The organism is Sorangium sp. So ce321 (assembly GCF_051530195.1).
Lineage (GTDB): Bacteria > Myxococcota_A > Polyangia > Polyangiales > Polyangiaceae > Sorangium.
In genome coordinates, this window is the sequence record NZ_CP150329.1 from 12,322,011 (window position 1) to 12,334,191 (window position 12,181).

Annotated in this window: 9 protein-coding genes; 4 read left to right on the plus strand and 5 right to left on the minus strand. The window is 71.0% G+C overall.

What is annotated here, in order from left to right:
• Window positions 1-51 precede the first annotated feature (51 nt).
• Genes WME89_RS45700 through folP form a run of 3 tightly spaced genes read right to left on the minus strand, consistent with a single transcriptional unit; the run spans window position 52 to window position 3,336 of the window.
• Window positions 52-990, minus strand: coding sequence for a CdaR family protein (locus tag WME89_RS45700; RefSeq protein ID WP_437621119.1), 939 nt, complete (start codon window positions 988-990; stop codon window positions 52-54).
• Window positions 987-2,315, minus strand: a complete 1,329-nt coding sequence (cdaA, locus tag WME89_RS45705; protein ID WP_438005837.1) for a diadenylate cyclase CdaA — start codon at window positions 2,313-2,315, stop codon at window positions 987-989. The genes WME89_RS45700 and cdaA overlap by 4 nt, the downstream gene beginning before the upstream one ends.
• Window positions 2,308-3,336: a dihydropteroate synthase gene (folP, locus tag WME89_RS45710; RefSeq protein WP_438005838.1), complete on the minus strand. Its 1,029-nt coding sequence runs from the start codon at window positions 3,334-3,336 to the stop codon at window positions 2,308-2,310. The genes cdaA and folP overlap by 8 nt, the downstream gene beginning before the upstream one ends.
• Before the next feature lie 313 nt (window positions 3,337-3,649).
• Here folP and WME89_RS45715 point away from each other — a divergent pair, with 313 nt between their 5' ends.
• From WME89_RS45715 to WME89_RS45725, 3 genes are all read left to right on the plus strand, one after another.
• Window positions 3,650-5,515, plus strand: a complete 1,866-nt coding sequence (locus WME89_RS45715; RefSeq protein WP_438005839.1) for an HDIG domain-containing metalloprotein — start codon at window positions 3,650-3,652, stop codon at window positions 5,513-5,515.
• Between the two features lie 47 nt (window positions 5,516-5,562).
• Window positions 5,563-7,290, plus strand: coding sequence for an acyl-CoA dehydrogenase family protein (locus WME89_RS45720; RefSeq protein WP_437621123.1), 1,728 nt, complete (start codon window positions 5,563-5,565; stop codon window positions 7,288-7,290).
• A gap of 270 nt (window positions 7,291-7,560) precedes the next feature.
• Window positions 7,561-8,790, plus strand: coding sequence for a serine/threonine protein kinase (locus tag WME89_RS45725; protein ID WP_438005840.1), 1,230 nt, complete (start codon window positions 7,561-7,563; stop codon window positions 8,788-8,790).
• Window positions 8,791-8,883: 93 nt separating this feature from the next.
• Here the strand turns inward: WME89_RS45725 and WME89_RS45730 are convergent, their stop codons facing one another.
• Window positions 8,884-9,651: a hypothetical protein gene (locus tag WME89_RS45730; RefSeq protein ID WP_438005841.1), complete on the minus strand. Its 768-nt coding sequence runs from the start codon at window positions 9,649-9,651 to the stop codon at window positions 8,884-8,886.
• 67 nt (window positions 9,652-9,718) lie between these two features.
• Window positions 9,719-10,819: a DUF362 domain-containing protein gene (locus WME89_RS45735; RefSeq protein ID WP_438005842.1), complete on the minus strand. Its 1,101-nt coding sequence runs from the start codon at window positions 10,817-10,819 to the stop codon at window positions 9,719-9,721.
• A gap of 306 nt (window positions 10,820-11,125) precedes the next feature.
• Between WME89_RS45735 and WME89_RS45740 the strand changes: the two genes are divergently transcribed.
• On the plus strand, window positions 11,126-11,767 hold the full coding sequence (locus WME89_RS45740) for a ComEA family DNA-binding protein (RefSeq protein ID WP_438005843.1): 642 nt from the start codon (window positions 11,126-11,128) through the stop codon (window positions 11,765-11,767).
• Window positions 11,768-12,181 lie beyond the last annotated feature (414 nt).

Here is a 12,181-nt window from a genome sequence, read left to right on the forward strand (position 1 = left end):
GTGCCCGCCGCGCGCTGATCTCCGCCGCGGCGGAGCGTCAGCGCGGCGCGCTCACCATTTCACCATGACCTTCGGCGGGTTGACCTCGGCCGTGACGCGCGGGACCTCGACGAGCACGTCGAGGAAATCGCTGCCCGGCTGGCTGAGATCCAGGTTCGCCGCCTTGGGCTCCACGCGCGCCAGGATCGCGTCGGGGTTGACGGCGCTCACGTCCTCCGGCGTCCCGGTGATCCTCACCTGCACGATGGCCGGCGTCACGGTCGCGCGCGGGATCCCGACGACCTCGATCCTGCGGTCGAAGGTCCGCGTGGCGAGCTCGCGCCCGATCTCGAGCGTCGCCATCGCGCTGTCGACGTCGTACGTCACGAGCTTCGGCGGCCGGTCGAGGGCGAGCAGCCGCTGGTAGGTGCCCTCGGTGAGCCCGCTGATGTCGAACGGCGCCGTGCGCGCGAGCTGCATCACGTCGACGACCGAGCGCGGCCCGCGCGCGTTGACCATGGCCGGATCGATCGAGACCATCCCCTTCACGAGGAACCCCTGCGCGGCGTCTCCCGTGCGCGGCACCTGCACCGGGATGGGACGCACGACGACGTCGTCCCAGCGGAGGTCGATCGTCGGCGGGTAGATCTGCTCGACCGTCAGCCCGGCCGGGACGTGGAACATCGACTTGTCGAGCTCGATGCGCGTCACCGTGCCGTTCCGTAGATCGAGCTGCAGCGTCCCGAGGTCGTCGGCGCGGAGGTCGTCGAGCTGGGTCCGGGAGCCCCGCACCGTCACCGATACAGCCTGCGGGACCTGGGTCATGAGCTGCCGGTTGCTCGAGTCGGGCGGGATGATCGTGACGATGTCGAGCGAGAAGGTGCGCTGCGCGTTCTCCGCCCCGTGGATGAAGGCGTAGAGGCACAGCGCGAACGTGATCGAGAGGAGCTTGAGGCCGAGGTTGTCGAGCAGCGCCGAGCGGAGCGCCTCGCGGAGGCCGGCCAGCGTCATGGCTCATCTCGCGGGGGCATCCCCTCCGCGCTCCCCTTGGATGCGGCGGTCGCCGCGGTCTGCCCCGTCGGGACGAAGGTGCGCTGGGACGGCACCGGCGAGTCGGTCGCGGCCCCGGGGACATCGACCATGGCCTGCCGGCCGCGCTCGGACGAGGGGCGATCGCCGTCCTGCGGGGCGGGCGAGCCCGCGGGGCTCCGCATGTCGGCGCTGGATCCCAGCGCGGCGCGCGCCTCGGCGCCGGAGCGCATCGGCGTGGAGGTCGACATCCTCGACATCGTCCGCGCCTCGACCTCCGCGGCCGGCTTGATCAGCTCCGCGGCCGGCTTGATCATCGACGACGTCTTCGTGACCGGGGTCGCCGGCTTGGCCTCCATCGGCGCGGGCTTCGCGGCGGGGGGCTTTCCGGGCTCGTGTCCCTGCCCGGCGGCGGACTGCGTGGCGGCCGGCGCGGCGCCCACCGCGGGGCTGCGCAGCGGCGGCGTCGGGAGGCTCGTGCGGCCGCCCTGCGCCACCTTCTTGGCGAAGCGCCGTCGGCGCGACGAGCGGCCGAAGAGCCCGAGCAGCGCGTGGCGCAGCGACTGGCCGTCGAGGTTCGAGACGATGTTGCCGCTGAAGCAGAAGCTGATCGTGCCGCGCTCCTCGCTGACCACGACGACGACCGCGTCGGTCTCCTCGGTGATCCCGAGCGCGGCGCGGTGCCGGGAGCCGAGGCTCGCGTCGAGGATCTTGGTCTCGGGCATCGGGAAGAAGACGCCGGCGCGCGCGATCTTGAGGTCGCGGATCAGCACCGCGCCGTCGTGCAGCTTGTTGACCGACTCGGGGACGAAGAGCGACACGAGCAGCTCCCGGGTCACGACCGAGTCGATGTGGATGCCGTCGCTCTTGACGAACTCCAGCACGTTCGCGTCCTGCTCGAAGGCGATGATCGCGCCCATGCGGTGCCGGGCGAGCTCGGTCGCGGCCGCGACCACCTCGTCGATGACGCGCGACTGCTGCTCGCGACCGCTCGTGAACCAGTTGCTGCCGCCGACGCGGATGAGGGCGCGGCGGATGTCGTTCTGGAAGACGACGACCACGATGAGGATGATGGACGAGAGGAGCCACGAGAGCAGGTTGAGCAGCGTGGTCAGGCCGAAGATCTTCGCCCCGAGGTAGATGAGAAAGACGATGCCGAGCCCGAGGCCCATCTGCATCGCGCGGGTGCCGCGCAGCACGAGCAGCGCGCGGTAGACGACGTAGGCGACGATGAAGATGTCGAACAGGTCCCGGAGGACCTGCGTCGCCGGCCGCGCCGCGAAGAGGCGGAGGAACCCGTCAAGCATCGCGTCGCGCCCCCTGGGCGAGGGGGGCGCCGGGGCGCCGGTCGCCCGCGCTCGCGCGATCGGGCCCGCCGGCGCGCTCGATCGCGCGCATCACGTCGAGCGCCTGGCGCATCGGGCCGACGTCGTGGACGCGCACCGCCGCGGCGCCGCGCGCGGCGCACGCGAGCGCGGCCGCGACGGTGCCGCCGAGGCGCTCCGAGGGCGGCGCGAGCGCCGCGCCCTCGCCGCGCTCCGAGGCCGCGGCGCGCGCGAGGAACGACTTGCGGCTCGGCCCGACGAGCACCGGAAAGCCGAGCGCGCACAGCTCGTCCAGCCGGGCGCACAGCTCGAGCGACTGCCGCGCGTTCTTGGCGAAGCCGAGGCCCGGGTCGAGCACGAGCTCGCCCCTGGGCAAGCCCGCCTCGAGCGCCCGCTCGGCCGCGCTCGACCACTCGCGCGCCACGTCGGCGATGACGTCGCCGTAAGCGTCGTCGGGATACGCGGAGAAGCCGGCCATCGCCGACATCGACCCGCGGCTGTGCATGAGCACGAGCGACGCCCCCCGCCGCGCGCACAGGGCGCCGAGCTCGGCCGCGCTGTCGAGCGAGATCGTGTTGACCACCGCCGCGCCGTCGTCGAGCGCGCGCGCCGCGACGGCGGGAGAGGTCGTGTCGATGGAGACGACCGCGCCCCTCTTCACCGCGTCGCGGACGCTCCCGCCGATGCGCGCGATCTGCTCGTCGTCCGGCACTGGCTGCGCGCCCGGCCTCGTCGATTCCGCGCCGATGTCGATCATGTCCGCCCCCTCGGAGAGCATCGCATCGATCTGCGCGAGCGCCGTGTCTTCATCCGCGAAGCGACCGCCGTCGGAGAAAGAGTCCGGTGTGCGGTTGAGGACCCCCATGATCACCACGCTCCTGCGGCGTTCGAGCAGCATGCGCAGCGGGGACATTTCCTGTGGGTAGCAACTTTTGCGCCGAACGGCAATTGTCTGCTCCAATCGATGTTTTCCGGGAGCAATTGGAACATCGTGGGGGTTCACGCGACGCGCCGCCGCGCGCGGCGGCCCCCGCGGGCGGGCCAGCGGGGGCGCGCCAGCGTTGGACGACGCGCCGACATCGACATTCGGCCTCGGGCTCCGCCTCCGTGAGCCGCTCCCTCGTTCGGGGCGGGAGCGCGCCGCCGGGGTGGCGCTCTGCGCGCCGCTGACTCGGCCGCGCTTCTTTGCTAGGGTCCCGCCTACACCTTGACATCGGTGGCCGCCCGCGGCCGGCCGGTGCCGCCGGGGTGACGCGCGAGCGTGCCCCGTCAACCGTTTCTCAAGCTGCATCCAGCGGACGAGACCGAGCGGTTCCATGCTGCGCACGCGTATCCGGGCAGGTCCCCTCGCCGGCTTCGTCTTGAGCGTCCTCTTTTCGGCGCTCTTCGCTCTGATCGGCGTCGGCGAGCTCTTCATCCCCGCGCTCAGCCCGGAGATGGGCAGGCCTGCGCCCGTGACGCTGCGGGTCCCGTACGGGCCGCGCATCGTGCGCGACTCGCACGACGGCGGCTTCTCGCTGTCGTACGAGCACAGGCGCGTGATCGTGCCGCGCGGCACGGTGCTCTCGGAGCGCAACGAGGATCACGACGCCGCCATGGCGTACGAGACGGTGCGGCGCATGCGGCGCCCCGGGCTCGGCGCCCGCATCGCGAGCACGTACGTCATCTACCTGATCGTCTGCCTGATGCTGACGGTCTACCTGCGCCGGTTCGGGCAGAACCGGGTGCGGCTGCTCCGCACGCAGGTGGGCATGTTCGTCCTGATGACGGGCTCGTTCATCGTCGCGAAGCTCCTCCTGCTCTTCACGGCGCTGCCCGAGTTCTGGATCCCGGTCGCGGCGCTCCCGCTCTGGGTCGCGATCGCGTTCGACCGGCGGACCGCGTTCCTCGTCGAGGTGGGCGTCGCGTTCATCGCCGCGTCGCTGCTCCGGTTCGACGTGGTGCTCCTGTCGGTGCTGCTCGTGCGCGGCATCGCGGCGACGATGTTCTTCTTCAAGCGCAAGGGCTCGCGGCAGCTGCTCGTCGCGGGGAGCCTCGCGGGCCTCGCCGGCGCGATCGGGTTCATCGCGCTGACCGTGCTGTTCGAGGGCAGCTTCAACCTGGGCGCCGATCTGAAGCGCTGGCTCGGGTCCAACGTGCTGGCCTGCATCGGCGGGGGGCTGCTCGTCGGCCTGCTCGGGCGGAGCCTGCGCGAGCCCGCCGAGCGGGCGATGGGGCACGTGCCCCGCGACAAGCTGCTCGACCTGACCGACCTGGAGCAGCCGCTGCTCAAGAAGATGGCGGCGGAGGCGCCGGGCAGCTGGGAGCACGCGCGCGCGATGGCGAACCTCGCCGAGGCGTCGGCCGCGGCGATCGGCGCCGACGCCCTGCTGACGCGCGTGGGCGCCTACTACCACGACCTCGGCAAGACGGTGCAGCCCAAGTACTTCATCGAGAACCTCGCGCCGGGCGAGCGATCGCCGCACGAGGACCTCGAGCCGGAGGTGAGCGCCGACGCCATCATGGCGCACGTCGTGATGGGCACGAAGATCCTGCGCGAGGGCAACATCCCCGAGCCCGTGGTCGAGTTCGCGTACACCCACCACGGCACGCAGGTCGTCGAGTACTTCTGGCACAAGTGCGTCGAGCACGGGAACCCGAAGGACCTGACGCAGGAGCACTTCCGCTACCCCGGCATGAAGCCGCAGACGAAGGAGACGGCGATCCTGATGCTCGTCGACTCCATCGAGGCGGCGTCGCGGACCATCTGGCCGCCCGAGCACAAGAAGTTCGAGGAGATGATCCAGCGCGTGATGTTCTCGAAGCTCGCGTCTGGCCAGCTCGATCAGTCGGGGCTGACGATCGAGGATCTGCGCATCATGACGAGCCGGATGGCCTCGACGCTGGTCAACATGTACCACGGGCGCATCAAGTACCCGTGGCAGCGCGAGAGCGATCGCGCCGGGCACACGCCGCCGCCGCCGACGGTCACGCCGCACCCGCTGCGCCCTGCCACGCCCACGCCCGTGCCGCCGTCCGGCGTGGCGGGGCGGGACGGGAGCGCCGTCCCGCCGCCCGCTTCCACAGCGCGGGGCTCGGCCGCGGCGGCGCCCGTGACGCCCGTGACGACCGACGACAACGGGGGGACAGCGAAGGACGAGAGCCCAGCGGAGTCCGCGCGGACGCCGAAGAAGACGCACTGAGCTGGCCGCGCGCTCAAGCAGCGGCCTGCCCCTGAAAGGACGGTCCGATGCCCCCGACGATCGAGCAGAGCTTCATGAAGGCCCTCTTCCACGGCATCATCGCCGAGGACATCATCTTCCCGTACCCGGAGATGCCCGCCGAGGACCGGGAGACGACGTCGATGATCCTCGACAGCGTGCGGAGGTTCTTCGCCTCGAGCGTCGACAGCAACAAGATCGATCGAGAGCACGCCATCGATCCCGGCCTGATCGACGAGATGAAGGCGCTCGGCCTGATGGGCCTGCAGATCCCGGCGGAGCACGGCGGCGTCAACCTCAGCAACATGGCGTACGCGCGCGTGATGCAGGAGGTCGCCGGGCTCGACGCGTCGATCGCCGTCACGCTCGGGGCGCACCAGTCGATCGGCTTCAAGGCGATCCAGCTCTTCGGGACGGAGGAGCAGAAGCAGCGCTACCTCCCGAAGCTCGCGACCGGCGAGTGGATGGCCGCCTTCGCGCTGACGGAGCCGGGCGCCGGCTCCGACGCCGCGGCGATCAGGACGCGCGCCGAGGTGTCGCCCGACGGCTCGTACTACACGCTGAACGGGTCGAAGGTCTGGATCACGAACGGCGGCTTCGCCGACGTGTTCACGGTGTTCGCGCGGACGTCCGCGCTCGAGGAGGGGAACAAGCCGAAGCTCACGGCCTTCCTCGTGGAGCGGGGCATGGGCGTGAAGAGCGGGCCGAGCGAGCACAAGCTCGGGATCCGGGGCTCCTCGACGACGGAGCTCTTCTTCGACGACGTGAAGGTGCCGCGCGAGAACGTGCTCGGCGAGGTCGGCAAGGGCTTCAAGGTCGCCGTCGAGGTGCTCAACAACGGGCGGCTGGGGCTCTCGGCGGGGTGCGTGGGCTCGTGCAACACGCTGATCCGGCTGGCGCTCGACAGGGTCCAGGAGCGGCGCGCGTTCGGCCGGAGCATCGGCGACTTCGGGCTCATCAAGGACAAGATCGCGACGATGCTGGCGCACACGTACGCGCTCGAGTCCATCACGTACCTGACGGCGAGCCTCGTCGACGCCAAGGTCCCGGACTTCTCGATCGAGAGCGCGATCTGCAAGGTCATGGGGAGCGAGACCCTGTGGTTCGTGGTCAACGAGACGCTCCAGATCGCGGCCGGCATCGGCTACATGCAAGATTACCCCTACGAGCGGCACCTGCGCGACGCCCGGATCAACATGATCTTCGAGGGGACGAACGAGATCCTGCGCTGTTTCATGGCGCTCTCCGGGATGAGCGGCCCGGGCAAGGCGCTCGCGGACGTGGCGAAGGCGATGCGGGAGCCCATCAAGGGCTTCGGGCTGCTCAGCGATTTCGCGATCCGCAAGGCGCGCTCGGTGCTCGGGCGCGAGCGGATGTCGAAGGCGCACCCGCTGCTCAGCCGGGAAGCGGTAATTTTCGAGGACTACACCGCGGAGCTCGCCACCTGCAGCGAGGACATGCTCCGGAAGCACGGCCGAGAGATCGCCGAGATGCAGTACGCGCAGCGTCGCATCGCGGAGATGGCCATCGACCTCTACTGTATGGCCGCGTGCATCTCACGCACGACCCGGGCCATCGAGCGGCGCGGCGAGGACGGGGCGCGGCGGGAGATCGATCTCACGACCGTGTTCACCGGCATGGCGCAAAAGCGGCTCAGGCAGCATGTTTCGGACTTCCAGAAGAACGACGACGAGCTGCGCAAGGCCATCGCGGTGCGAGCCTATGCGGATCGCGCCTACCCGTTCGATATCCTGTAATCGCAGCCCGCCTCACCTCCGCTGACATCCAGGGACGCCGAGGGACACCGAAGGACATCAAGGCATATCGCGCGATACAGCGCTCCATGCATCTCCATCGGGATCTCGCTGATCGCCTGTAGTGGGCGCCCTGTTTCAGGCGGATTTCGAATCATGGTGCGGACGGATTGCGGTATATATCGTTCGGGCGTACCCTTGACGTGAACCCTTCGACAGGAATCGGGTGATCACTTGTCCCAGGCTCGGGCGTTGGGCGGCAGGTGCGGAGCCATGAAGGAGACTGCTGAAGGTCGGGCCGTCATGGATAAATACCGCCTCGAGCGCAGGCTCGGCGGCGGTGGCATGGGCGACCTGTGGCTGGGCTTCGACATCAAGCTCAGACGGCGGGTGGTCATCAAATTCATCCGGAGCTTCGCGGCCACGGAGCCCGAGCTGATCGCCCGCTTCGAGCGCGAGGCTCGCGCTTCCGCGCGGGTCCGGAGCCCCTACGTCATCGAGACCTACGATTACGGCGTCGACCGCGGCTGCGCGTTCATCGTCATGGAGTACCTCGAGGGCGAGGACCTGAATCGCCGCCTCGACCGCGAGCAGAAGCTGTCCCTCGCGCAGGTGATGGCCCTCTTCACGCAGCTCGGCAAGGCCCTCGACGCGGTCCACGCCGCGGGGGTGATCCACCGGGACCTGAAGCCGGGGAACATCTTCATCACGTCCTCGGGCGGCGAGGATCTGGTGAAGGTGCTCGACTTCGGCGTCGCGAAGTCGTCCTGCTCGCGCGACCGGATCACGAAGACGGGCATGGTCCTCGGGACGCCGAGGTACATGAGCCCCGAGCAGACCATGGCGCCCAGGCAGGTCGACTACCGGAGCGACCTCTGGTCGATGGCGGTGATCCTGTACCGCGCGATCACGGGCCAGTGCCCCTTCGGCGGCGACAACATCAATGAGATGGTCCGGCGCATCTGCCAGACCTCGTTCCCCAGGGCGTCCGAGGTCGCGCCGGAGCTCCCGCCCGGGCTCGACGCGTTCTTCTCCCGGGCGTTCGAGTTCGATCCCAACGCGCGGTTCCAGTCGGGCAAGGAGATGATGGAGGTGTTCTCGGCGATCGCGGAGCCGTACGCCCAGCGGCAGCCGCCGCGCGCGATCCCCGGCCCGCTGCAGTTCGAGCAGAGCGCGATCATCGTGAAGCCCGGCGCGCTGGGCCTGCCCGCGGCCCCGCCTCGCTACGGGATGGACGAGACGACCATGACCGACATGCTGGCGCCGCCGCCAGCGAACGACCTCGGCGGCGCGCACCGGGCGGCCGCGGCCCCCGAGCCCGACCCTGGCGATCAGCAGAGCGAGGTCGTGCTGGACAGCCGCGTCCTGCCGCCGCTCCGCATTCCGTGGCTGGTCGCGATCGCGCTGCTCCTCGCGGCCGCATCCGTCGTCTGCCACGGCATGGCCCAGGGGGCGCTCTGGGCGCCGGAGGCCACGGAGAGCCCGGCGCCAAGCGACCCCTGATCCGGCACCGCCGCGCCGCCCTCGCGGCGCCTCCTCGCGGCGACCGCCTCGCCTGCGTCGGGCGGGCTGGGCAGCAGCGCCGCCAGACCGGGCCTACCGCGCCTCGGGCTTGGGCGCCTCGGTGATGCCGGAGATCCACCTGAGCTTCGGGGCGCCCTCGTCGATCCAGCGGTCGCGCACGCGGCGCGCGAGATCGGGGTGCTGGCCCGCCTTCACGGCCAGCACGGACACGAGGCATGTCCCCGGCCATGACTCGTAGGCCGCGATCGCTCCGGCGTACTCGTCGCTCGCGAACACCGACTCGATGCTGCCCTGGAGGACCTTGAACACGAGCGGCCGCACCTCGCCGTCGATCTCCTGCGTCGTCCGGATGAGCTGCGCCTCCCCGAGCCGCACGCCATAGCCGTCGGCGAGCGGCGCGTGCTTCGCCCAGAACGCGTCGAGGCAGCTGTCGGGATCGCTCGGTCCGGTCGTGTCCGTGTAGAGGAGCGTCAGGGCGGCGTAGTGCTCGTCGCCGTACTGGAAGGTCGCGCGCGTCGGGTGGCTCCAGATCCGCACCCGGCGCCAGCTTTGCCAGTCGACCAGGGGCACGTCGAGCGTGTTGAACCGGTCCCGGCGTCGCCCCCACGGCTCGCTGAGCAGCCGCTCGAGCGCGGCGCGCTCCGGGTCGGCCGCGTCGCCGCCCGGGTTCTCGCGGGTGACCGAGGCCGGCGTCGGCGGCAACCCGGGCGCCCGCGCCGGCGCGCTGCTGCTGCACGCCGCGAGCGCGAGGGACGCGATCGCGAGCGGGGCGAGGAGGGGGACCGCCGACGCGGTCCCCGCGCGCGTGGACGAGCGCGCTATCGGCGTGGAGCAGGGCATGGGCAACACGAGCCTTGGCTGGCGGTTCTCATCGACGAAAGCCCCGCGAGCGGATCCCGCGGCGCCGCTACAATCGGACCTCGCGCATCGCGATTTTATTCTTGTCGAAGACCCCCAGCCCGAGCTCCCCCGCGATGCGGATGTACGACGGCTCCCGGCTCGCCTCCTTCAGCGTGGGCAGCCCGTTCTCCTTGCGCCACGTCTCGACCACGCCCCAGCCGATCACATCCATGGCGACCGGATCGGTCGTGGCGTAGACCGACTCGTGGAGGACGCGCCGCTTCGGGTTCTTGTCGAGCGGGCCCTGGTCGTAGATGAGCTTGAAGCCGTCCGTGATGTGCAGGCGGACTCGGCTCTTCACGACGTCCTGAGCGTAGAGCTCGGCGATCTGCGGGCTCGCTGTGTGCTCGTGGAACGAATGCGGGTTGATGGTCGAGCCGTGGGTGATGTTCTTGAGACACCCGGTGTAACCGCAGATCGAGTGGTCCTTGATCAGCGAGACGTTGATCACCGCGGTCGCCTCGGTGAAGGGGCGCACGAACTTGGTGGGGATGCCGCAGACCGAGATGCTCGGCATCACGGCGTCCTTGTTCTCGTGCACCGCGGCGCGGATCCCGGCGGGGAACTCGGCGGCCGGCTTGGCGGTGCGGTCGGCGCAGCGGGTGCCGGCGAGGAACGACGGGTACTGCTCGAAGATCATGACGTTCTCGGCGGGGACGCCCGCCGCGATCACGCCGCGCACGATCTCGAGCACGAGCTCCTTGTTGGTGGCCATGGTCGCGCCCTTCTGGCCGGCGATCCCGTTGGCCTTGATCGCCACGCGGTCGTCCTTGTGGACGAACCGCCCGAAGGCGGCGCCAAGGTCGGCCTTCCCGGTGAGCTCCGCCATGGCCCGCTCGAGCATCGCCTTCGCCGCGGACGCCTCGGGCCAGAGGCCGTTCGGCTGCATCGAGTTCGACTTCGTGACCTTCACGATCTTCCCGGGGATGGAGAGCGGCGTGAAGCCGGGGGGCGGCTTGGCCGCGAGGCTCGGGAGCTCCTCCGCGAACGCCGCGCGCGGACCAAGGAGCGCGGTGCCCGCAGCGCCGGCGGCGAGCCCGCCCAGAAAGGCTCGGCGCGAGCGACCCGAGGGGCCGGGATCAACAAAGCGACGGGGATCGTGGGGCATAAGACCTCGTGGTGAGCGCCCTGGGGCGGGTGGAATGCCGCCGGGTCGCCGGGCGCCCGGAGGGCTGATGGTAGCCGAGCTTCTCGCTCGAGACACGGCGACCGGACCGCGCGGGTGGCGAGCTCGTCGGCGAGGCCGGATCCGCCATGGCGGCGCCGCGCCCGGGCGCGCCGGGTACCCACGATTGGTCCGGGGTCTTCAGGCCAGCGCGCGCCGGCATGCCGCTCGCTTGGCGGCCGCGCGGGAGACGAACGCCGCGCGCTGGGGCGCGGAGGGCGACGTCCTTTGCGCGAGGAGGCGCGGCACGTGGAAGCGACATCGAAACGGAAGGGCTCGCTCGCCGAGCGGGCTGATGAAGGGCAAGCCATGGCGGACGCAGGGCACGCCACGGAGGCACGGCGCTCGTGGCGCGAACGGGCGCAGGAGGCGCTGAGGGAGTCGGCGTGGACCGCGCTGGGCGGCAAGGTGGTGGCCTACGGCGCGGGGTTCCTCGCGCTCGCGCTCGTGGGCTCAGGCCACGCGCTGAGCCTGCTCCCGGGCCGTCGCGCGGATCCATCCGCCGCCGGGCTGGCGATGGTCGCCGGCGATCCGTCGCCGTTCGGCGCCGCCGGGGACGCCGGCAGCGCGCCGGCGCATCCCACGGCCGCGCCGATCGCCGACGCAGGGGCCGCAGCAGCGCCGCCGCCGCCCGGCGATGGCGGCGCGGGCGCCCAGCCATCCCCGGGCGGCGGCGGGGTGACCGCCGACGGCAAGGTCGTGCTGAACCTCGCGACCGAGGCGGACCTCATGCGCCTGCCTGGCGTCGGCCCGGCCAAGGCGGCCGCGATCCTCGCGCTCCGCGCCAGGCTCAAGCGCTTCCGGAAGGTCGACGACCTGCTCCGGGTCAAGGGGCTCGGCCGGCGGTCGTTGAAACGGCTGAGGCCGCTCGTGCTCGTGGATCCGCCCTGAGGGTGCGCCGCCGAGCTGCCGCGTGTCGTCACGCTGGAGCCGCCGCGAGGCGCGCTGTCCAAAGGAAGCGCTGTCCAGAATGATTGAGGAGAGCGCCTCGCGCCGGAGCGCGCGGCGCTGCGGTCAGCGCGCCGGTGGGCCGTCTCCGGCTCACGACATGCACGCTCGCCATGCCGCGGTCAACGGAGCGTTCCTGAAGGTTCTGTGCCGATCAGGGCTCACCGATTGGTCCAAGTCCGCAAGTCCGCAAGTCCGCAAGTCCGTGAGTCCGTGAGTCCGCGAGTCCGTGAGTCCGCGAGTCCGCGAGTCCGCGAGTCCGCAGCGATCGTCTGCTCGTCCTGCGGGCTGTCGGGCCGGAAGCCGCCGCGGCCCGGCGACGCGGCCGACGACCCGCCGCGGGAGCCCCCTTGCCCT